The 20,562-nt window shown below is 65.3% G+C and carries 21 protein-coding genes and 1 tRNA gene; 9 read left to right on the top strand and 13 right to left on the bottom strand.

Annotated features, from left to right (window positions below):
• The first annotated feature begins 8 nt into the window (after positions 1-8).
• On the top strand, positions 9-221 hold the full coding sequence (locus tag G6N18_RS12845) for a hypothetical protein (protein WP_083003005.1): 213 nt from the start codon (positions 9-11) through the stop codon (positions 219-221).
• Here the strand turns inward: G6N18_RS12845 and menJ are convergent.
• Positions 214-1,434: a menaquinone reductase MenJ gene (gene menJ / locus G6N18_RS12840; RefSeq protein ID WP_083003008.1), complete on the bottom strand. Its 1,221-nt coding sequence runs from the start codon at positions 1,432-1,434 to the stop codon at positions 214-216. The two genes, G6N18_RS12845 and menJ, sit on opposite strands and share 8 nt — an antisense overlap.
• Before the next feature lie 21 nt (positions 1,435-1,455).
• Between menJ and grcC1 the strand changes: the two genes are divergently transcribed.
• The 3 genes from grcC1 (at position 1,456) to G6N18_RS12825 (ending at position 4,591) form a co-directional block, all read left to right on the top strand.
• Positions 1,456-2,463 carry a nonaprenyl/(2E,6E)-farnesyl/geranylgeranyl diphosphat synthase gene (gene grcC1, locus G6N18_RS12835; RefSeq protein ID WP_179962304.1) on the top strand — a complete coding sequence of 336 codons (1,008 nt, stop codon included), beginning with the start codon at positions 1,456-1,458 and terminating at the stop codon, positions 2,461-2,463.
• Between the two features lie 68 nt (positions 2,464-2,531).
• A complete protein-coding gene (htpX, locus tag G6N18_RS12830) occupies positions 2,532-3,416 on the top strand; it encodes a zinc metalloprotease HtpX (protein WP_067224204.1) in 885 nt (294 codons plus the stop codon).
• A gap of 110 nt (positions 3,417-3,526) precedes the next feature.
• Positions 3,527-4,591, top strand: a complete 1,065-nt coding sequence (locus tag G6N18_RS12825; RefSeq protein ID WP_083003012.1) for a response regulator transcription factor — start codon at positions 3,527-3,529, stop codon at positions 4,589-4,591.
• Here the strand turns inward: G6N18_RS12825 and G6N18_RS12820 are convergent.
• The gene (locus tag G6N18_RS12820) at positions 4,559-5,731 is read right to left on the bottom strand and encodes a flavin-containing monooxygenase (RefSeq protein WP_083003016.1); all 1,173 of its coding nucleotides are present in this window, start codon (positions 5,729-5,731) and stop codon (positions 4,559-4,561) included. The two genes, G6N18_RS12825 and G6N18_RS12820, sit on opposite strands and share 33 nt — an antisense overlap.
• 137 nt (positions 5,732-5,868) lie before the next feature.
• Here G6N18_RS12820 and G6N18_RS12815 point away from each other — a divergent pair, with 137 nt between their 5' ends.
• Positions 5,869-6,447, top strand: coding sequence for a hypothetical protein (locus G6N18_RS12815; protein ID WP_083003231.1), 579 nt, complete (start codon positions 5,869-5,871; stop codon positions 6,445-6,447).
• Positions 6,448-6,451: 4 nt separating this feature from the next.
• Here the strand turns inward: G6N18_RS12815 and G6N18_RS12810 are convergent, their stop codons facing one another.
• The 8 genes from G6N18_RS12810 to G6N18_RS12775 form a co-directional block, all read right to left on the bottom strand.
• Positions 6,452-7,477 carry an NAD(P)H-dependent glycerol-3-phosphate dehydrogenase gene (locus G6N18_RS12810; RefSeq protein ID WP_067224211.1) on the bottom strand — a complete coding sequence of 342 codons (1,026 nt, stop codon included), beginning with the start codon at positions 7,475-7,477 and terminating at the stop codon, positions 6,452-6,454.
• A 57-nt stretch (positions 7,478-7,534) separates the two neighbouring features.
• Entirely contained in the window at positions 7,535-8,749 is a 1,215-nt protein-coding gene (locus G6N18_RS12805; RefSeq protein ID WP_083003019.1) for a M20 family metallopeptidase, read from the bottom strand.
• Positions 8,746-9,699 (bottom strand): asparaginase, encoded by a 954-nt coding sequence (locus G6N18_RS12800; RefSeq protein ID WP_083003023.1) that lies wholly within the window; start codon positions 9,697-9,699, stop codon positions 8,746-8,748. Before G6N18_RS12800 ends, G6N18_RS12805 begins: the two co-directional genes overlap by 4 nt.
• Positions 9,696-9,959: a hypothetical protein gene (locus G6N18_RS12795; RefSeq protein WP_083003026.1), complete on the bottom strand. Its 264-nt coding sequence runs from the start codon at positions 9,957-9,959 to the stop codon at positions 9,696-9,698. The genes G6N18_RS12800 and G6N18_RS12795 overlap by 4 nt, the downstream gene beginning before the upstream one ends.
• Complete coding sequence (locus G6N18_RS12790) at positions 9,956-10,666, bottom strand: ABC transporter substrate-binding protein (RefSeq protein ID WP_083003029.1); 711 nt, start codon at positions 10,664-10,666, stop codon at positions 9,956-9,958. Before G6N18_RS12790 ends, G6N18_RS12795 begins: the two co-directional genes overlap by 4 nt.
• Positions 10,667-10,684: 18 nt before the next feature.
• Positions 10,685-11,473 (bottom strand): ABC transporter ATP-binding protein, encoded by a 789-nt coding sequence (locus G6N18_RS12785; RefSeq protein ID WP_109749483.1) that lies wholly within the window; start codon positions 11,471-11,473, stop codon positions 10,685-10,687.
• Positions 11,452-12,276, bottom strand: coding sequence for an ABC transporter permease (locus G6N18_RS12780; RefSeq protein ID WP_083003036.1), 825 nt, complete (start codon positions 12,274-12,276; stop codon positions 11,452-11,454). The genes G6N18_RS12785 and G6N18_RS12780 overlap by 22 nt, the downstream gene beginning before the upstream one ends.
• Before the next feature lie 215 nt (positions 12,277-12,491).
• Entirely contained in the window at positions 12,492-12,983 is a 492-nt protein-coding gene (locus G6N18_RS12775) for a YajQ family cyclic di-GMP-binding protein (RefSeq protein ID WP_083003039.1), read from the bottom strand.
• Positions 12,984-13,100: 117 nt separating this feature from the next.
• On the opposite strand from G6N18_RS12775, the gene G6N18_RS12770 reads away from it, so the two are divergent.
• From G6N18_RS12770 to G6N18_RS12755, 4 genes are all read left to right on the top strand, one after another.
• Positions 13,101-13,186: transfer RNA gene (locus tag G6N18_RS12770), tRNA-Tyr, on the top strand.
• A 218-nt stretch (positions 13,187-13,404) separates the two neighbouring features.
• Complete coding sequence (locus tag G6N18_RS12765; protein ID WP_083003043.1) at positions 13,405-13,662, top strand: hypothetical protein; 258 nt, start codon at positions 13,405-13,407, stop codon at positions 13,660-13,662.
• A gap of 54 nt (positions 13,663-13,716) precedes the next feature.
• On the top strand, positions 13,717-13,947 hold the full coding sequence (locus G6N18_RS12760; RefSeq protein WP_083003046.1) for a hypothetical protein: 231 nt from the start codon (positions 13,717-13,719) through the stop codon (positions 13,945-13,947).
• A gap of 365 nt (positions 13,948-14,312) precedes the next feature.
• Positions 14,313-15,179, top strand: coding sequence for a hypothetical protein (locus tag G6N18_RS12755; protein WP_083003050.1), 867 nt, complete (start codon positions 14,313-14,315; stop codon positions 15,177-15,179).
• Positions 15,180-15,194: 15 nt separating this feature from the next.
• Here G6N18_RS12755 and G6N18_RS12750 read toward each other — a convergent pair whose 3' ends face one another.
• From G6N18_RS12750 to G6N18_RS12740, 3 genes are all read right to left on the bottom strand, one after another.
• Positions 15,195-16,139, bottom strand: coding sequence for a toll/interleukin-1 receptor domain-containing protein (locus tag G6N18_RS12750; protein ID WP_083003054.1), 945 nt, complete (start codon positions 16,137-16,139; stop codon positions 15,195-15,197).
• A 135-nt stretch (positions 16,140-16,274) separates the two neighbouring features.
• Positions 16,275-19,361: an ATP-binding protein gene (locus tag G6N18_RS12745; RefSeq protein ID WP_133052464.1), complete on the bottom strand. Its 3,087-nt coding sequence runs from the start codon at positions 19,359-19,361 to the stop codon at positions 16,275-16,277.
• A gap of 18 nt (positions 19,362-19,379) precedes the next feature.
• Positions 19,380-20,561 (bottom strand): SNIPE associated domain-containing protein, encoded by a 1,182-nt coding sequence (locus G6N18_RS12740; protein WP_083003060.1) that lies wholly within the window; start codon positions 20,559-20,561, stop codon positions 19,380-19,382.
• Position 20,562: the final 1 nt, after the last annotated feature.

Below are 20,562 nucleotides of genomic sequence, written 5' to 3'. Positions count from 1 at the left end.
GCCTTGCGATGGAGACGTTCAAGCGTTACCTGATGTATCAGGCGATGATGTTCGTCTTCGGCATCGTCGGGCCGATCTTCTTGATCATGTACTTCGCCTCGCAGCCGGATCCCACGGTGAGGTGGGCGTACTGGTTCGGTCTGTTCATCACCGCCGCAGACGTGCTGATCGCGTTGGGCCTCACGGTCTCCACCGCCGCGAACAAAGAGCGCTTTAACTGAAGGGCGCGCGGTCGTCGATGCGCCGCGACAGCAGGCCGGCGCCGCGCCAGACCCGAGCGGTCCAGTCCTCGTCCTCGTCGGTGACGAAATTGCCCATCACCCGGACCGCGATGGTCATCAAGGCCGCCGACCGCATGGCGAGCGGTCCCGTCGACGGCAGGAACCGCGGGAACGTCAACAACAAGGCCAGCCTGCGCGCGACGGAAAACCCGCGTGCGTAATGCGCCGAGAGCACCGCCGGCCACGCCGCGGTCAAATCGCCGGTGCCCAGCAGTTCGGCCGCCAGCCGCCCGGTCTCGAGCCCGTAGTCGATGCCCTCGCCGTTCAACGGATTGACGCATGCGGCGGCGTCGCCGATCAGCATCCAGTTCGGCCCGGCGACGCCCGACACCGCGCCGCCCATCGGCAGCAGCGCCGACAACCCGGCGCGCGGTTCCCCGTCGAAGCCCCACTCTTCGCGGCGCAGGCGGGTGTAGTACGACATCAGCGGCCGCAGCGCCGCATCGGCCGGCCGCTTCGCGGTGGCGAGCGCCCCGACGCCGATGTTCACCTCGCCGTTGCCGAGCGGGAAGATCCAGCCGTATCCGGGCAGCACCTTGCCCTCGGGTGAGCGCAGTTCCAGGTGCGACGTGATCCACGGCTCGCTTGCCCGCGGAGTCGCGATGTACCCGCGGACCGCCACGCCGTAGACCGTCTCCTGATGCCACTCGCGGCCCAGCAGGCGACCCAGCGTCGAACGCGCGCCGTCGGCGACGATCAACTCACCGCACCCGATCTCGGCACCCGAGTCGAGCACGACCGCCTCCGCACGTCCCGACGAACCATGGCGCACACCAACGGCTTTCACGCCGAGCATCATTTTTGCACCGTCGTCGGCCGCCACCATGCGGATCCGGTCGTCGAGTTCGGTCCGTGGCACGGCGCTCGACGTCGTGGGGAACGACGGGCCCGGCCACTCGACTTCGACGTCGGCGCCGAACCCCGACATCCGAAGGCCGCGGTGCTGCACCCGCCCGGCCAGCCACGAACCCAGGCCCAGCCGTTGCATCTCCAGCACTGCGCGCGGGGTGAGCCCGTCGCCGCAGGCCTTGTCGCGCGGAAACTGCGCGGAGTCGATGACGAGCACATCGCGGCCGGCCCGACATGCCCATGCGGCGGCGGCAGAACCGGCGGGTCCGGCCCCCACGACAACCACGTCCGCTCGTGTGTCCATGGTTCCCAGTATGTTGGCAGTGTGAGGACACCAGCGACCGTGGTGGCGGGGGTCGACTTCGGGGATCCCGCTTTTGCGCAGGATGTCCGGGACGGCGTGGCCCGCATCGAGGACTTGATGGCCACTGAGCTGGGCAAAGCCGACGAGCTGATGGCCGACGCGGTCCAGCACCTGTTCCAGGCGGGTGGCAAGCGGTTCCGTCCGCTGTTCACGGTGCTGTCGGCGCAGCTGGGCCCCGAGCCCGACGCGTGGCAGGTCACCGTCGCCGGCGCGGTCATAGAGCTGGTGCACCTGGCGACGCTGTACCACGACGACGTGATGGACGAGGCGGAGGTCCGTCGCGGCGCCGACAGCGCCAACGCCCGCTGGGGCAACAACATCGCGATCCTGGCTGGCGACTATCTGTTCGCCACGGCGTCGCGTCTCGTCAGCCGGCTCGGGCCCGAGGCGGTGCGCATCATCGCCGACACCTTCGCCCAGTTGGTGACCGGCCAGATGCGCGAGACCCGCGGCGCCGCTGAGCACGTCGACTCCGTCGAGCACTACCTCAAAGTGGTCTACGAGAAGACCGCATGCCTGATCGCGGCGTCCGGCCGGTTCGGTGCGACGTTCTCCGGCGCCGGCGAGGAGCAGATCGAGCGGTTGAGCCGCCTCGGCGGCATCGTCGGCACGGCGTTCCAGATCTCCGACGACATAATCGACATCGACAGCGATCCCGACGAATCCGGCAAGGTGCCCGGCACCGACCTGCGCGAGGGCGTGCACACCCTCCCCGTGCTCTATGCGCTACGCGAAACGGGCCCCGACGGCGACCGGTTGCGGGAACTGCTGGCCGGGCCGGTGCAGGACGACCACGACGTCGCCGAGGCGCTGCGGCTGTTGCGTGCCTCGCCCGGGATGGTGAAGGCCAAGCAGACCGTCGCGCAGTACGCGGTGCAGGCCCGCGAGGAGCTCGCCAACCTGCCCGAGGGGCCCGGTCGCCACGCCCTGGCGATGCTGGTCGACTACACCGTGAACCGGCACGGCTGAACCGGCGGAACTTGCGGAGCCCGGCTAAGCGTTGACTCAGCGGAGTTCTTGGTCTGAAGGAGGAAGCGATGACCTGGCATCCGCACGCGAACACCGCCAAGACGTTCGCTCTGCTGGTGGGGTTCTCGGCGCTGATCGTGTTCATCGCGGCGCTGTTCCGCAACACGGCGCTCATCGGCCTGGCGGTGCTGTTCGCCGTCGGCATGAACGCCTACATGTACTTCAACAGCGACAAGCTCTCGCTGCGCGCGATGCACGCCCAGCCGGTCACCGAGATGCAGGCCCCGGTGATGTACCGCATCGTGCGCGAGTTGGCGACCACCGCGCGCCAGCCGATGCCGCGGCTGTACATCAGTGACACCGCCGCACCGAATGCGTTCGCGACGGGCCGCAACCCGCGCAACGCCGCGGTGTGCTGCACGACGGGCATCCTGCAGATCCTCAACGAACGGGAACTACGCGCGGTGCTCGGCCACGAACTGTCGCACGTTTACAACCGCGACATCCTGATCTCGAGCGTGGCCGGTGCGATGGCCGCCGTGATCACCGCGCTGGCCAACATCGCGTACTTCGCGACCCTGTTCGGCGGCAACCGTGAAGGCGGCGCGAATCCCTTTGCGATTCTGCTGGTTTCGCTGTTGGGCCCGATCGCGGCGACGGTGATCCGGCTGGCCGTGTCGCGGTCGCGCGAGTACCAGGCCGACCAGTCGGGTGCGGAGTTGACGGGCGATCCGCTCGCGTTGGCCAGCGCGCTGCGCAAGATCAGTGCCGGCGTCGAGCAGGCGCCGCTACCGCCGGACCCCAAGCTGGCCGATCAGGCACACCTGATGATCGCCAACCCGTTCCGCGCGGGCGAGAAGATCGGCAAGCTGTTCTCCACGCACCCGCCGATGCCGGACCGGATCGCGCGACTGGAGGCGATGGCGGGCCGCGGCCCGGGCCACTACTACTGAGTGATTTCGGCGCGCTACCAGTCGCTGAGCGATCATTTGCGCACCCAATCGCACGATCGGAGTAGAACAGAAGGACGGGTCGCGTCGAACGTACGGAAGGGTGGTGGGCGATGCCTGGGAGCCGGCTGGGCCGGCTGGAAGAACGAGTCACCCGCATCTGTGCGCGTGCGCAGGACCCCATCGAGCTTCTCGCGGCGGTTGCCACGGAGGTGCGAAACGCCATCGCTTATGAGGCCGCGGGGTGGCTGCTCACCGACCCCGACACGCTGCTGCTCACCGGTGTGCACGCCGAAAATGTCACGCGCGCACAAAATCTCGCGTTGATCGAATGTGAGCTCACCACAGACGACGTCAACAAGTTCGTCGACCTCGCCCGCCGCGAGGTGCCTGCGGCATCGCTGAGCGCGGCCACCGACGGAGACCTCAGCCGCAGCGCACGCTGGTCGAAGGTGTACCGGCCGAACGGATACGGCGACGAAATGCGCGGCGTGTTCAGCTCCGGTGCGGCGACGTGGGGACATTTCTGCCTGTCCCGTCGCGCCACCGATCCGTTCTTCACCGACGACGAGGTCGCGGTCATGGCCAGGCTATGCCCGCACGTGGGCAACGGGATTCGCGCCTGCTTACAGCTGGCGGGCCAACCCGGCCCCACCGCCCCCGGCCCGGCTGCACTGCTGATACTCGCCGATGACGGCACCGTCGAGTCGACGACTCCTCAGGTCACCGAATGGCTCGGCCCCGTCGACGACGAACGGCTGGAGACCGCGATAGTGCTGCACGAGGTGGCCCACCAAGCGCGCGTTCTCGCCGAGCACGGTGCCGGCGAGCCCGCGATGGCGCGCACCAGGAGCCGTAGCGGCGACTGGCTGGTGGTGCGGGGAATCCGTCTCGATCCCGACGGTTCCGGAACAGGGCGTACTGCAGTGGTTTTGGAGCAGGCTCGTCGCTCCGACATCGCGCCTCTGCTCGTTCACCTTCACCAACTGACCCGTCGCGAAAAGGAGATCACCCAACTGTTGTTGACCGGCATGTCAACCAGGGACATCGCTGCTGCGCTGTGGATCACGTCCGAGACGTTACGGGGCCACATCAAGGCGATCTTCGCCAAGCTCGGCGTGAACAGCCGCCCGGGGCTCGCCGCGCTACTGTCGCAGGACCTCGTCGTCCGGCGTTAGCGGCTTCGAAGCCGACAACTGCCGCGCGATGTCGTCGGCCACCCTTCGGGCCAGCCCGCCGACGAACTTCGTCAGACCCGGCCGGTACACGTAGCCGACGAAGCGCAATCCCGGCAAGACCTCTCCGCCGTATCCGTCGCGCGGCATGCCGCGCTGGTCGAGGACGTCGAGATGACCCACCATGGCGTCCAGCCCGGTCCTGTATCCGGTGGCCGCGATGACGCTGTCCACCTGCACCGTGGTGCCGTCGACGAGCACCACCGCGCGGTGTTCCAGCCGGTCGACGGCCGGCACCACACGCAGTGAGCGGTCCCGGATCGCGTCGATCACTTCGCGGTCGACGATCGCCGTGCCGGCGCCGCGGCGTTTGAGCCCGGCGATAGGGCCCTCCCGAGGCGCGGTGAGCCCGAAGCCGCTCAGATCACCGATCACGCGGCGCTGCATGGCCTGAAGCATCTTGTCGACGAGCCCGGTGGGCAGCCGCAGAAACAGCGGCAGCGGCAGGTCGGCGGGCAAGCCACCGACCTCGCGCAGGAGGATGTTCGGCGGGGTGCGGACCGCCAGCGACACCTCCGGACAACCCGAGCGGCTCAGCTCGTAGGCGATCTCGAGCCCGGTGGAGCCCGCGCCGGCGACCAGCACACGTTGGCCCGCGAACGCGCTGGCGTTGCGATACTGCGCGGCGTGCACCACACGGCCGGTGAAGTCGTGGCCCTCGGCCCAGTCGGGAAGCGCGGGCCGGTTGAAGATGCCGGTCGCAACCACGACCTGGCGGACCCGTTGGACGCCTCGGTTGGTGACGACGTCCCAACCGCCGTCGGGAGCCGGGTCGAGCCGGTTCACCTCGACGCCCAACCGGACGCGAACCTCCCTGCACGCGGCATACGTCTGCAGGTAGTCGACGTACTGGTCGCGGGTCGGAAACTGCCCGAAATTATGTGGGAAAGGCGCGCCGGGCAGGGCCGAGTTACGGCGACAGGTGTTGAACCGCAGTGCGTCGTAACGGTGTGCCCAGGCGGCGCCGATCTGCGTGCCGCGTTCGACGACGGTTGCGTCCACCCCGCGCGCAATCAGTTCGGCGGCGCACGACAACCCAGCCGGACCGCTGCCGACCACCAGCACGGTGTCCTCGGTTGCCATGACCCCTCCTGGGTGAGCCTCGCCAGGTATTCAGCGTCGGTCGAAGGCGCGGCTGACGCCATCCCGCAGATGGGGGGTTTCGGCTCGTGTCGATCGAGGCGGGTAACGCCTGCGCCTCGGGCGCCGATGTGATCCGTATGCTGCGAGTCCCGGTCGGACCCCTTAGGGTGTGGACCGTGCTGAACAGGGTGCTGATCGGTGTCGCGGGGTCCGCGGCGGCGGCCATAATCGGTGTGCCGGGTATCGCCGCGGCGCAGCCACCGGAACCATCGCCGGCGCCACCACCGCCGAACGTCAACGCGCTGGCGCCGGTGAAGCTGTCCGAGTACGCGGTGATGGACGGCCGCTGGTATGCGTTCAGGACACCGGACGGGCTGACATGCGTGCTGCAGCGCAACGGCGGCTACGGCTGCAGTGGCGCGATTCCGGGCGCACCGAACGGTGCGAACTTCGTCAGCGGTGGCCCGGGCGCGCCGCAGTTTTCCGCGACGACGGCCGACGTATTCGCGAGTGTCGGTGAGGTCAAGACGCTTCCCGCCGGCTCGCGGATCAGCTATCAGACCGTCAGCTGCGGCAGCGAAGGCGGCGTGACGACGTGCTCGGACAGCCGCAATCAGTCGGGGTTCGTGTTGACGCCCGCGGGCAGCCACATCATCAACGGCGGCAAGGATCCGCTGCTGGATCGGCCCGAGGGCACCAACCCGTTCTTCAACTAGGGCTCTAGAAACCGGCGCCGTGCACCTCGTGACCGGGTTTCTCGACCATCAGGCCGCGGTAGGCGTCTTCGACGCTGGCGCCGTGGTTGACCACGGCGTCGACCTCGCGCGCTATGGGCATCGAAATCCCGTACTGGTCAGCGAATTCCATGATCACGCTCGCAGCCTTGACGCCCTCGGCGACCTGGTTCATCGATGAGATGATCTCGTCGATCGGCTTGCCGGCGCCCAATTGTTCGCCGACGTGGCGGTTGCGGCTTCGCTGGCTGGTGCACGTGACGATCAGGTCGCCCATGCCGGCCAGGCCGGCGAACGTGTCGCGATGCCCGCCCGTCGCCTCGCCGAGCTTGGACATCTCGCGGACCGCGCGGGCCATCACCATTGCCCGGGTGTTCTCGCCGATGCCGAGCGAGTAGCCCATGCCGACCGCGATCGCGTAGACGTTCTTCAACGCCCCGGCCATCTCGACGCCGACCACGTCGTCGGTGGTGTAGGTACGAAACCGCTTGGTGCGGAACAGGTTCGCCAGATTCGCGGCGAGTTGCGGGTCGGGCATGGCGAGCACCGCGGCGGCGGCGTACCCCTCGGCCACCTCGCGCGCGATGTTCGGCCCGGCCAGGATCCCGGCCGGATGTCCCGGCAGCACCTCGGCGACGATCTGGCTCATCCGGTGGTTGGTGCCCTGCTCCAGACCCTTCACCAGCGAGACCACCGGCACCCACGGCCGCAACTCCTTGGCCAGTTCGGTGAGTACGCCGCGAAAGCCGTGCGACGGCACGCCCATGACGATGACGTCGGCGGCCGTCGCCGCCTCGGTGAAGTCCGTCGTTGCTTTCAGGTCCTGCGGTAGCTCCACCTCGTTGCCGAGATACTTCGAGTTGCGGTGGTTGTCGTTGATGTCCTCGGCGGTCTCCGCGGAACGCACCCACTGCAGCGTCGGCCCGCGGCGCGCGCAGATGGACGCCACGGTGGTGCCCCAGGAGCCTCCACCGAGAACGACGACTTTGGGATCACGCTTCGCAGGTGCCATGCCGATCAGGGTAGGTCCGGCGGTTGCCCTTTCACTGGCAGTTGATCAAGTGCGCCGTCATCGTCCGGTCAGATAGCTGCGGACCGCCCGTTCGAGCACCAGCGTCGCCATGACCATCGTGTCGATGGAGATGCTCTCGTCGTACACCGCCCAGCCGTCTTCACCGGGTCCGAATGTCACCGCCGGTATCCCGGCGTGCCGGAACCGGATGGTGTCGTTGAACGCCGGCTTTGTGTAGTGACGCACCGCTTCGCCGGTGACCTCGCGGTATGCCTCGTCGATCGTTGCGACGAGTGGATCGTCGGCCGCCATCTCGACCGTGCCGGCGACGAACGTCGGGCCGGGCACATACGTCACCTCGGTGTCGATCCCCGCAGGCGCGAGCCGACAGACGCGCTGCTGGAACGCGAGCAGCAGTTCACCCGCGGAAACACCTGGGCCGATGTTGACAGCAGCCACCCTCGCACGGGCCTCCAGTGGGGTGAACTGGGCCATCCCCGCCTCGCCCGCCGACAGACCCACCACCGAGATCGGCCAGTCGCCGACCGGGCGCTGGCGGATCTCGGTGATCGCCTCGGCCAGGAACTGAGCCGGGTTCACCCCGGTGTCCGGTCGCCAGATGTGACTGGACCGGCCGCGCGCCGAGATGTCGAACAATGCATGTCCGGTCTGAGCCGTCGCGAGCGCGATACCGCCGCGCCCGCCCAAGGCCCACGCAGTCGGCTCCACGGTGATCGACGCGTCGGGCCGCAAGCCGTGCTCCTCGAGCAGGTAGCAGGCACCCTCGACGCCGTTTCTTTCCTCGTCCACAGTCAGCACGACCGACAGCGTCCCGGCCTGCGGGGGAGCGGCGACGATTCGGCGTGCGACGGTCAGGAGGGTCGCGAGATTCGCGCGGGTGTCGGAGGTGCCGCGTGCATAGATGCGGCCCCCGAGTTCCGTTGCCCGGTAGGGGTTCTCGGTGCAAACTGTCCACCGGCTCGGCGGCCCCGACGGGTAGGTGTCGAGGTGGTCGTTGAGCATCAGCGTCGGACCCGGCCCGAACTGCTTGGTCGCCAGGACATTCTGTCGAGTCGGATGACGCCCGGCCAACCGAACAGTGAAACCCCACCCGCGCAGCAGCGCTGCCACGGGCTCGGCGATGCGCACCTCTTCCGGTGGGCGAGCGGGTCCGTCGAGGCTGTTCTCGCACCACGGTTGGCCTGCGGCGACCAACGTTCTCGTCAGCTCCACGAGCTCCGTCCGGTCGACCGGCGCAGCGGTGAGGGTCACGCCGTTTCGCTTACGATCAGCTCCTCGAGCCCGTCGCGATCACGGCCCTGGGACAGCCCGAGTGTGACGAGCACCCGGGCCCGATGCGGCGTCAGACCGGAAGCGAGGATGGCGCCACCGGCCGCCAGCGTGGCGACCCCGCCCGGATATCCGTACCGCGGTGCAACGCGCGCGTCGGGTGCCCGCGTCGTGATCACCACCAGCGTTCCGTTCTGGATCAGTTGCCGCGCAGCCGCGGCCGCACCGGGCGGAAGATTCCCGGCTCCGTTCGCGGCGACGACGACAGCGGCCCGCCCGGATCCGGCGAACGTGAGCACTGCCCCGTCGTCGCCCAGACCGGTGATCACCAGCGGCACCGGTTCGATCGCCCCGGTCGGCGCGCCGTGCGCCGGCTGTCGACGGGGCGTGCGGAACCAGTCGACGTGCCCGCCGCCGACCACTCCGGTCGCGCCACGCCCAGGCGCATCGAACGCGTCGCGGGCGATCCCCGAAACCTTGAGCACCTCCCTTGCGGCGAAGATGCGTCCGGCGAACACCACCACCGGGTCGATCTCGGCTCCCGAGGAGGCGACAGCCAGCGCATCGGCCAGGTTCGCCACGCCGTCGCTGTCGGGCCGCTCACCGGCGATCATCGACCCGGTGACGACCACCGGGACCGGCCAGGATTCGCGATAGGCCAGCCACGCCGACACCTCCTCGATCGAGTCCGTACCGGTTGTCACGACAACGCCGCCGACTCCCTCGGCCACCAGCGTCCCGATCCGGAGCGCCAGCCGTTCCATCAACCCGAAGTCGACCTCGGAACCGCCGACCAACGCCAGGTCCTCCGCGCCGCCGAATCCGTCGATCCGGTTGGCCAGGGCAGTTGCGCCGCGGAAAGGGACTGCGCCGGAATCGGTCTCGCGCATCGATATGGTTCCGCCCAATCCGATCAGCCTGATGTCGCTCACCGGGTGTCGCCGTCCAGGGGAGCACGCACGATGAGCGCGTCGTAGTCGGGAATTCTGGCGTCGGCTGGTACCCGGCCGATGCTCTGCGCCCAGCGCGCACGATCAGCGAGATCGCCCGCCAGTTCGGGGCCGAGCGCTGTGTGGAACTGGAACTCACCGGCAACGGCTTCGACGAGTTGCTCATCGAGTCCGGTCGCCTCGGCCACCGCGGCCAGTGCGGCGGGCTCACGGTTGGTCAGCGGGGCGTCGGCCTTCTTCACCGCGGACAGGAACGGGTCAGTGCGCCTTGGTGAGTGGACAGCGTCTCGGCATCGGTCAGGTAAAGGCTGTGCTGACTGTACTTGTCGCGGCCCTGCAACTCGACGGCGTCGTTGCCGAGCGCAGCGATGGACTTGGCGAGCGCCGGCTGGAACACCGCGACGGCGTCGACACTGCCGTTGCCTATCGCGGTCGGGATTTCGGCGGGGCCGGTCTGTATCAACTGTGCCTCGACGTCGGCTTCGGTGAGGAACTTCGTCGCGAAGTAGTGCGCGCTGCTGCCCAGCGGAACCGCGATCGCGCGTCCGGACAGATCGTCGATCGATGTGATGCCCGCCGATCGTCGTGCCACGAAACGCCCTTCGGCCCAGCGTGATCCGTCGGCGATGATTCGGAGGTCGGGATTCTTCAGTGCGGCGGCCGATGTCGGCACGTCGCCGCCGTTCGCGACGTCGACCGCACCGCCTGCGAGCGCTTCGAGGGCGGCAGCGCCGGTGGGGAAGGGCACCAGCTTGATACTGACCCCGGAGTCGGCGAAGTAGCCGAGCTTCTCGGCGACCGGGACCTGCGACCAGCAGGGATCGACGACCCAGCCGACGGTCAAAGTGTCGGCGGCGTCGGCGGATTCGGCGCTGCTGCAGCCGGTGAGTGCCGCGGCTACGGCAAGCGCGGTGGCTGCCATCGCGGCGGGGAGGCGTCGCAATTTCATCGGTATCTCCGTAAGCGGCTAGACGATCGGGCTGGGCTCGGGTCGCAGAAGGTCGTACAGCTGTCTGCGAAGCGGTGCGTAGTCGGCGAATTCGGCGACGCGGCTGGCCGGCCGCGGTCGGGGTAGAGGATTGACGAGGTGGTCGGCGATCGCGCCGTCGGAAGTCATCACGACAATCGACGAGGCGATGCGGAGGGCTTCATCGACGTCATGGGTGACGAAGACGATGGTGGTTCCCGTCTGCTCCCAGAGGTCGATGATCAGGTCCTGCATCTGTGAGCGGGTCAGCGCGTCGAGCGCGCCGAAGGGCTCATCCATCAGCAGAACCTGTGGGCTGTTGGCGAGTGCCCGGGCGATGCCGACTCGCTGACGCATTCCGCCGGACAATTCGTGCGGGAGCTTGTCGGCGACGTCTCGGGCCAAGCCCACCGCGTCGAGCAGCGCCATGATCCGCTGATGGCGTTGCACCCGAGGCACTTTCGCGGCGCGTAGGGCGAACGCGACGTTTCCTGCGACGGATGTCCACGGATACAGCACGTCGCGTTGGAAGACGACACCGCGTTCGCGGCCGGGACCGGTCACCAGGGCGCCGTTGAAAGAGACCTGCCCGGCGGTCGGTGTCACGAAACCCGCCAGGCAGTTGAGCAGGGTCGACTTGCCGCAACCGGACGGGCCCAGCACCGCGAGGAAGGCGCCGGGTTCGATGGTCAGGTCGAGATCGCCGAGAACCCGGTTGCCGGCTGCGTATTCGACGGCCAATCCGGTTATTTCGATGCCCGCCGCGGTCACGACTGTTCCCGTGCCCATCGGACGAACCGACGAGTTCCGCGGTGGAACAGTTGGTCGGCCAGTGCGCCGACGACGCCCAGCGCGATCAGGCACGCGAACAGTCGGTCCGGTTGGCTGAACAAGCGGGATTGGTCGAGGCGGAACCCGAGCCCCTCGGTCACCCCGGCCTGCTCGGAGGCGACGATCAGGATCAACGACATCGCGATGCCTTGCCGCAGTCCGGTGAGGATGAACGGCAGCGCGGCGGGCAGCACGACATAGGTGAAGACCTGACGGCGCGGTGCCCCGAGGCAGGCCGCGACGCGCAGGTAGTCGTCGCGGGTGGAGGAGATGCCCGCATGGGTGTTCACCCAGACCGGAAAGAACACGCCGAGTGTGGTGAGGAAGAGCTTGGATTCCTCACCGATGCCGAACCACAGGATCGCCAGCGGGACCAGCGCTATCGCCGGGATCGGTCGGACCACTTGAATGGTCGGTTCGAGCAGCACGCGCGCGACGCGGCTGCGGCCGGTCAGGCTGCCCGCGACGATGGCCAGCGTCGAGCCCAGCAGGAACCCGCTGAGAGCGCGGCGGAAGCTGGCCGCTGCGTCGGCGATCAGCGTGCCCTGGGCGTACATCTCCCGGGTGGCCGCGACGACGTCGCCGGGAGACGGAAGTAGCGAGGGGGAGAAGATCTGCAACCGGGCCAGCAGCGCCCACAGCGCGACGACGCCGAGCAGACTCAGGCCCGCGAGAAACGCGAAGAAGTAGCCGCGCGGCGGTCGGCTAACGCCGGCGGTTCTCGGCGTTCCTGTAGCGCGAAGAGTCGGCACTGCCGCCATCGCCCTGTCCCTTCACCGCCGTTGACCTTCGATGGCCGTACGGTAAAGGGAAATCAAGATCGGAGCGTGCGCGCTCGATCAGGGCTCGGCGATAATCGAGGGAATGCGCCAGTTAGGTTGCGGCGCGTACCTGGGCAAACGCGCGCGGTTATCGGCAATGCGCCATCATCTGGCGCGCCCTAGAGTTTCGATCAGATTGATCGAAGCCGCCCGGTTCAGCGGTAGTTGACGAACTGCAGCGCGACGTCGAGGTCCGCGCCCTTGAGCAGCTGGATGACGGCCTGCAGATCGTCGCGCTTCTTCGAGCTGACGCGGATCTCGTCGCCCTGGATCTGCGCCTTGACGCCCTTGGGGCCCTCGTCGCGGATCAGCTTGGTGATCTTCTTCGCCTGCTCGCTGGTGATGCCCTGCTTGATTTGGCCGCTCACCTTGTAGGTCTTGCCCGACGCCTGCGGATCGCCGGCGTCGAACGCCTTCATCGAGATGTCGCGGCGGACGAGCTTCTCCTTGAACACGTCGACGGCCGCCTTCACGCGCTCCTCGGTGGAGCTGGTGATGACGACCGTCTCCTCACCCTGCCACTCGATGGACGTGTCGGTGCCGCGGAAGTCGTAGCGGGTGGCCAGCTCCTTGGCGGCCTGGTTCAGCGCGTTGTCCACCTCCTGGCGGTCGACCTTGCTCACGACGTCGAACGATGAATCCGCCATTGGATCCGTTCCTCCTTGATGGTCTGCTGATGGTCTGGTGCCGTTTTCGTCTTGGGCCCATCCTCGTTGTACCCTGCAAGTCGCACCAAACCGGGTCACCCCGCGGTGCAGCACCCAGGCAGGTTGCCCGAGCGGCCAATGGGAGCGGACTGTAAATCCGTCGGCTTACGCCTACGCAGGTTCGAATCCTGCACCTGCCACCATGGTCAGACGCCATTTTGCTCTGACCCTGCGACGCGTAAACGGGCGCCAGTCCGCAGTTGGTGCGCAGTGGATTTCGCGGTCGCGTCGAAAGCGTCCGCAACCGCGTCTAGATCGTCGGGGAACAAGTGCCCATCGCAGCCGCCGCTACCGCATCCTCGCGATATTCCTGCCCGCCAACCTCGAGCCACACGCCCACCGCTTCAGCCAGCACCACGACGTGCCAGTACACGCCGGCATCTCAGAAGCGCACTGCCGCGCCGTCGCCGCTGCGGCAGCACCACCCCGCGGACCCGACTGGTTCACTGAACTGCTCGCCGAGCCGACACCACAACCGGACGACGCCACACTGCGATACAACGCCGCCATCTCATCGATCCGCAGCCGGCGACGACCGCTCGACAAGCGCAGCGCAGAGCACATCCAGGCGACATTCGGATCCCACGACACCGACGAACTCATCGGAGCCCTGACATAACCATGAACTGCGCAAACGGGAACGCTGCACCCCCGTTCGATCTAATCGGCAACCATGACGAACAACACGCTCTTCATCGTGGCCTACACCCTGCTGAGTGCCGGCCTCCAGGTGTTCGGGATCTGCCGTACAGCGCACTTCCGCACATGGGAGATCGGCCCTGGAAGGCTGCTTTACGAGTTCGACATGCCGACCGGATGGAGGAAGATCCGCGGGCCCGTCTATATCAGCCTCGGCATCGGGATTCAGGTTATAGGCACCCTGGCCACATTGGTGACCATCTAGTACTAGAGTCGACCCCTTCGCCTTTGCGCGGAGTACCGGCCAGGAGGCCGACGTGCCTAACCACCACCCTTCGCGATCATGGCGAGGCTGTGCAATGTGCAAGCCGCACAAGCTCCGCGGCGCTGGCCGGCGCACAAAAGATCCGGCAGCCGTACAGCGCAAGCTCGGCATCAAGCGCCGCTACTCGCGCCGCCACCTCGGCGACACCGAAGGTTAGGGGCGGGAGCCCCCCACCGGGGGGCTGCCGGGTGCCGCACCACCCTGTGATCTTCGACCTCGGTACGTATAGCGCCAGAGTTCGTGAAACGGTTTCAACGGCCCAGGTGCGCGGGTGGTGCGAAAACCAGGCGTCGGAGGTGGTGTGAGTGGCCGCCAAGAAGTCCTGCCTGAACTGCGGCAACAAGTTCATCGGTCGGTCAAATGCGTCCTACTGCTCGCCCGCGTGTCGGCTTCGGGCGCACCGGGCGCGGAGCGGCTCCGGTGAAACAGTTTCCGCGCCGCGGCGGCGACGCTCGACGACAACGGGGCCGAAGATCGTTGTCGGCGCCGGCGGCGGCGGGCACTCGGCTGAAGCGGTTGCACTACTGGCCGAACTCAACAGCGAAGCAGTGGAGAACGCGGTCGAACGCGGCGAACTACCGCCAGCCGACGGTCAAGGCGACTGGACAGCAGCGGAGCGGGCAGTGCTAGAGATGATCGCGTGCGCGGTCGACCGCAAGGTCGACCTGTCGCAGCAGTACGCCGACACCGATGACCCCAAGTTGCGCATCAGGCTCTCGGGCGAGCTTCGACTGTTGCAGGCCCACATCACACAGTTGTTGAAGCAGGTCAAGACGAATTTGCCGGCGCCGCCGTCACGCACGACGCAGAAGGCGAGTCAGGCAGCCCGAACCGATGGAGGGGCAGGAGGAATGGTCAGGGCACGGCGTGATGGGTGGGGCCGCGGTCGCGGCCTTGTTGTGGCGGGCCTGTACGCGGCGCTGTTTGAGCGTGAGCGCAAGGAATGCGCCGAGATCGACCCGCGAACGCTCCCGCAACTCAACGCCCACTCGAGTCGGCCGCGCACCGTCGTTGAGACCGGCACTCATTCCCCTGCGCTGCTCGCTGCGCTCGAGGCCGGCGACCCTGTCACGTTGGAGGGCCGCCAGCTTCGCGGGCGCAGCTTGCCAGGGATGCCACTGCGCCGCGATCAGCGTTCCACTGGTTCGAGGTCCATCCGGACGATCGGGTGATTGCGCTGGACGGCTTCACTCGGGAAAAGTGAATCCGCTCAGGTCCGGTGTGCGGTTGGGTTGTATCGCGTATCGGAACTCGATCACTGATTCGTGGTTCAGGTCGCCCTGACGGGCGTACACCTTGTCGACGTATACCAGCGCCCAGAACCCTTGGCGGTTATGCAGCACAAGGGCGTCGCCGATCTGGACGTGAGCTACGCGGCTACTCGTGTCGAACTGGGACACATCCGTCAACAACTCTGTGCGCTCCCGCACTCTATTGATGACTGCGACGTTCGCAATTGGATCGTTGTAGGCGCGTATACCGTTCGGCCACGACTGGAGCATCAGTGTGAACTCCGCTGTCCCACTGCCGATCCTGCATTTGCCGCTGTTCTGTGAATACACGAATTCGACATCGCCGTGAGACGCTGGGCTGTGCCAACGGCCAGGCGCGTTCCTGATAGCCAGGTCTGCCTCCACGGCTGTGCGTCCTTCGAATGGATTGGGCCCCAGTGGCGGTACAGCGTCGACGGCCACACCGTGGATGTCGCGGAGAAGCCGCAAGTACGCGGACTCCTCAACGCTGGAATCCCGAAAGTCTTCATAGAGCCGACCACTGAGGAACGCTGGCAGCGCAGCGTCGGGGTTGTTTCTGATGATGGGGATGACCGCATTGGAATCCAACTGTTCGTACAACCTGGACGAAAGCATCTGCGCCTCTACTCCTGCACCACCGCTGCGGTCGTCGCACTTGCGGCTGTAGGTTTCGGACACCACGGCGACTACGCGGTAATCCTCACTGGCAGCACGCTCCATAAAGAGCGAAAGGTTGCCGCCCAGAGTGACATCCCATCGGTCGAGACACACGTCAACCCCGTTGCCACGTAGTCTGGTGGCGAGCTTCAGAATCCAGTCCTCATGCTCCTCGCCGTCGTGCGAATAGGACATAAACACACGGGGCACGTCGGCGCTCACGGGCACTATTCTGCGACATAGAGGGTTGTCGACGGTGCGGAACACCACTCTTACCCTGACGAATAAGAAGTTGCGCGGCCCGCTAGGCCGATACGCCGCTGCGACATGCACCACGGCCGAACGCGCTCGCGCATATCAACGTGGCAACTCGGAGCGAACTCGGTAACTTGGGTCATCGCGCAGTCGAGAAATCGATCCATCGATGCGCTCTCGTTCGTGTCTTTCCAAATCGTCACGTTCTGTCAGCTTCTTCAACGCAATCGCAAGTTCCCATCGCACGTGTGCGTCTGCGTCTGCAGCTAGATTGCTTACGCCTTCGTCGTCGACCGTAGGCAAGAAGGGGATGAGCGCCGCAGCGAGTTGTCTCATCTCTCGATCCGCGCTGTAAGCCATGGATTCCCAAGGAAGTTCGGGGGCGAACCCTCTTTTGCTAAGCTCGTAGCCGACCGAGGCCACGGCCACTGAGTCGGTGCGTTGCCCTGAAACGATCAACTTCTGTGCGGTACGCCAAACGGTTTGCTGACGGCTGACATCTGTCGCGAGAACGGCGAGAGCCTTGAGTGCGTGGCGCCGAAGCCTGCCTGTATCCCCACTGACCCTCAACCGGCCGAGAGGGTTGCGAAACCGTTGCTGCATTGCATCAACAAAGTTCGTGGGTTGCGCGGGCTCACCGGCGAGTGGCAAAAGCTGGTCGAAAATGCTGTCTCGCAACTCATTCGAAAGATGCGGGCCAAGGTTTACGAACGCTACCGCGTAGCTAGCGCGATTGGCCTCCATGTCTTTTGTGTCTAAGGCTCTCCGCACGTACTCGTTTGCAAGCTCGATACGCCGGTTGATGGGCAGGCACTTGGCAATAATCGCGGGCTCTTCAACCCACGCGATCCTGGCCATAGACCCCTTTGAATATGCCGGCGGACGGTTCAGTGCCCGGCTCAGAAAGCCATCTGCTGACGATAGTAGGGCAGGCGATCTGTCGTCGATCTCAACGAGCGCCATCGTGGCGTTCATCAACTGCATGATCTGCCCAGGAGCAGGCGTAGCGTCGCCTACGAGAGCAAGCAGTCGATCCCGGACTGGACGCAGAACATTTGACAGTGACCTTGCGTACGACACGATGTCTACAGCGATATCGTCAGCTTCTTCGAACGCTATCGCGATGCAGTTGGCGACCACTTCTCTGGAACCGACGCCGGATCCGCCAAGGTTAATCAAAATTTGAGCTACTTGGTCGTCCACGGTCGTATACATATGTTTGGGTCTCGGAAGAATTTGGCGAATTTCGGCGAGAAGTTCGTCGACTAGCTCCACGGGGAATCGAGAAGCTAGACCCTCTATAAGCTTATACGAGTTGACATACGTATCGGGTCCGAAAAGTGTCGACTCTTTCTTGCGGGCCTCGGTCAGTGCGATCGCAGCCCACCGCGCGACCTGATCATCGGGGATTAGGTCGGCTTCCTCGGCGGCGACACGAAGAGCCACGGCACGCTGACGATGCAGTCCGGAACTGAGGTACTCATAGCAGTCGTGGAAGACGGTGAGTTCTGCAGCAGCAGAAGCGGCTTGAGTCAAATCGCCAGCGATGATGAAGTGCCCGACCGCTGAATCAGCATCGCCAAGCTGCACCCAGAATCGTCCAGTTAGAGCGTGTGCATCGATCTCGTGGGTTATCGCGCCACTTAACAGACTGTGATTTTGATACCGACGCAAGCTGCTCCGCGCCGCGCGGACTCGTTGATTGGCCTGGGATTCGGTGAGGTGCGCCAACGCCGAAAGATGCAAGTTGGCGAGAGAGAGCGGGAACATGCTTCCGACGCCTGCCGCGCGGAACGCTGATTCGCGATCTCTCAACGCTTGCAGTTCGTCTAACACGATTGTGTCGCCGGCGTTCATGACGTGCACCGCCGCTTTAGCCCACTCTGCAGCATCCTCCCAATTGAGAGCGCGAGCGGCGTTCTCGTAGGCGTTGTGATACTCAGTGAGTGCATCGGCCAGTCGCCCAGACCAAAAGAGACTCCGCGCGCGTCGCGCGTGGATCAGCGCGGACACGTCTGCTTCGTACCGTCCGCCAGTGGGACTAGCGGCAGAAAGAAGTCGTCTCCATAGATCCTCGTCCGCTGTCGCCTCTGCTACGGCGAGAAGGAGGCGAACCGATAGGGCAGCATCGTCGGATCGATCAGCCGCAGTGACTAATCGATCTCGAACACCGACTATCGAAGACTCGCACTGGTCCGTGAGGCATGCTTCCGCGGCGTGGACTAGCCACTTGATGGCGGCCGGATCGCCGGCGTCATCAGCCTTGACTGCCTGCTCTATGAAATTAGTGGCGTCAATGTCGCCTAGAAGCCAATTTTCGAGTGTTGTAACGCTTGCTATACGTGCCTCTAGCCAGCTAGGCGAATCTCCCTGGACCACCAGCGATCGCCAAGCCTGTAATGGTTCGTGGAGGGCCGGAATGCCGCCTGTTGCTAGACGTTCATCTACCACCACCAGCCACGCATCGGCGGCACCTGGATCGCCCGCCCTGGACAGTAGTTCAGCCCGTTGTTTCTTGAAGGGCCCCGTCTGGTTCGCGTGTCCAGCGGTCTCGACCCGCGATATGACATGGGTCAATCGCGCAGCGGCCGCCCGTGGGTCAGTAGCTTCGAGAGCACGAATTGCGGTGTACTCCTCCTCGAGGCCGAGGGCACTGAGGGGCCCGTTGATCAGCACGTCTGGGTCAGGCTGCCCCCCTTTTTCCCGGCCAATGACTAGATCACGGAGTTCTGTGAGTGTCTGGTTGGCCTGCGTTACGCCGCCGCCTACTTCGCGTACGTCGTCGGCTACCTCTCCGACTTGCTGACTCACCCCGTCGATCTTCTGACCGATGACGCGAAGCCTGTATGCCGCGAGTGTCCTTGCTTCCGCGGTCGGCAAGCATTCTGGCAACACATCAATGAGAATCGCCGCGAGAACGGTCGACCTAACCGTTTCTTGCTCCTTGAAGACTTCTCCAGCGATCATTGCCGACAAGGTGGCCGCGCCCGGTCCGGAATCGTCCAGCATGGCGTCAACAGCATCAGAGGAGCTAACCAATTTCGCCAAACGGAATCGGTGTTGCCACTTCAGCTTTGGGGCCTGGGAATGTGAGCGTGCTGCTTTGAGCAGCTTATCTTTGGTGTCTGGCCCGGCGATTTTCGAACCAAGGGCTAGGACCGCCTGGGTACTGAGTTCTTCAAGAACCACGCTTCTACGACACCTGTGCTATTCGCCTAAGACAGCTTGCTGTATCGCCGTGTCAATCCTGTCGGCCGAGATTCCCTCGGCTCCCCGTTCACCAGCACGAACCAACTCACTAGCGTGATACTGCTCAGCCTCGGCAGCTTCTGTGAATTCGAGGAGGTTGCCGGCCACTTCGACTAAGGCCGCTTTGACTTCGGCCGGTGTGGCGTAGAAGTACTCGCGACGGAGGTTCACCCTGTTGACCCGCGCGTGGGCGAAGCGGCGGTGCAGTTCTGCTTCCACGCTGACCGCGTTGTCTGAGAAGAACAGGGCGTGCACGTCGAACCCGAAAGGCACTGAGGCGTCACCTAGTTCGCGAACTCGATCCATCGGCTCAAGCCGCCTCGTCAGTCCGATCTTGACAATGTTGGGGCCGAAGGATCCCACATTGCTGATTACATACACGTATCCGGCGCGGATATTCGCAGTGCGGTAGTCGTTTTCGGCAATCCGCCCGTCGATCTCGGCGATCTTGCCTTCGATTTCTCGGCGGTCTTGGTCGGCGCTGCTGTCTGACAACGCTGCGAGGACGTTCGCATAGTGGGCGCGTTCCTTTTCGAGGCGTTCGCGTTCGGCGCGGAGTTCTCGTTCGGCCTGCTGTTCCTCGCGAAGCCGTGCTCGCTCCTCGCGAGCTGCCTCGCGCTCTTCTTGGACCTTCATCTGATAATCAGCGGTCAATTCAAGTTCGCGGAGCCGTAGGGCGTGATACTCGGGATTGATGTGCATTTCCATCATCGATGCGTAACGCGCGATGGAAGTTGCGGCTCCGGTCAGGCGTTTCTCAGCGGACGGCAGATTGCCGGCTTTCACGTAGCGTACGCAGTTTTCGGCCTCGGCGTTATAGGCACGCAGCATGAGCTTTGCGAGTTCTGCGGTCATCTTGCGGCCTTTGGCCAAAGAGTTGTCGAATGTGAAGCGCGTGGACGCCTCGATCGCCCGTCCTTCGGCAATGAACTTCTTGATGTCCGCCCTGATCGAATCCAGCCCATCTTGGTAGGCGACAGCGTTTTCGAGCGGATGCCGATAGTTGTAGATGCCAATGTCATGCAGCGCCTCGATATCGCGCTTCAAGAGATCGATCTCAGCCAGCGCATCTTCGTAGCGTTCGCGGAGGTCTTCGAGCGGAATGTCTGCGACTGCGCCGCTTGCGTTGTCGGGCTGCATA

Source organism: Mycolicibacterium celeriflavum, assembly GCF_010731795.1.
Classification (GTDB): Bacteria; Actinomycetota; Actinomycetes; order Mycobacteriales; family Mycobacteriaceae; genus Mycobacterium; species Mycobacterium celeriflavum.
The sequence above is the reverse complement of the archived record's forward strand: the minus strand, read 5'-3'. Positions and strand labels throughout refer to the sequence as shown.

Bases quoted from the DNA above. Each gene is read 5' to 3' on its own strand.
- G6N18_RS12845 (WP_083003005.1), top strand. From the start codon at position 9: ATGGAGACGTTCAAGCGTTACCTGATGTATCAGGCGATGATGTTCGTC.
- menJ (WP_083003008.1), bottom strand. From the start codon at position 1,434: ATGGACACACGAGCGGACGTGGTTGTCGTGGGGGCCGGACCCGCCGGT.
- htpX (WP_067224204.1), top strand. From the start codon at position 2,532: ATGACCTGGCATCCGCACGCGAACACCGCCAAGACGTTCGCTCTGCTG.
- G6N18_RS12825 (WP_083003012.1), top strand. From the start codon at position 3,527: ATGCCTGGGAGCCGGCTGGGCCGGCTGGAAGAACGAGTCACCCGCATC.
- G6N18_RS12820 (WP_083003016.1), bottom strand. From the start codon at position 5,731: ATGGCAACCGAGGACACCGTGCTGGTGGTCGGCAGCGGTCCGGCTGGG.
- G6N18_RS12815 (WP_083003231.1), top strand. From the start codon at position 5,869: ATGCTGCGAGTCCCGGTCGGACCCCTTAGGGTGTGGACCGTGCTGAAC.
- G6N18_RS12810 (WP_067224211.1), bottom strand. From the start codon at position 7,477: ATGGCACCTGCGAAGCGTGATCCCAAAGTCGTCGTTCTCGGTGGAGGC.
- G6N18_RS12790 (WP_083003029.1), bottom strand. From the start codon at position 10,666: ATGAAATTGCGACGCCTCCCCGCCGCGATGGCAGCCACCGCGCTTGCC.
- G6N18_RS12785 (WP_109749483.1), bottom strand. From the start codon at position 11,473: ATGGGCACGGGAACAGTCGTGACCGCGGCGGGCATCGAAATAACCGGA.
- G6N18_RS12780 (WP_083003036.1), bottom strand. From the start codon at position 12,276: ATGGCGGCAGTGCCGACTCTTCGCGCTACAGGAACGCCGAGAACCGCC.
- G6N18_RS12775 (WP_083003039.1), bottom strand. From the start codon at position 12,983: ATGGCGGATTCATCGTTCGACGTCGTGAGCAAGGTCGACCGCCAGGAG.
- G6N18_RS12760 (WP_083003046.1), top strand. From the start codon at position 13,717: ATGACGAACAACACGCTCTTCATCGTGGCCTACACCCTGCTGAGTGCC.
- G6N18_RS12740 (WP_083003060.1), bottom strand. From the start codon at position 20,561: ATGCAGCCCGACAACGCAAGCGGCGCAGTCGCAGACATTCCGCTCGAA.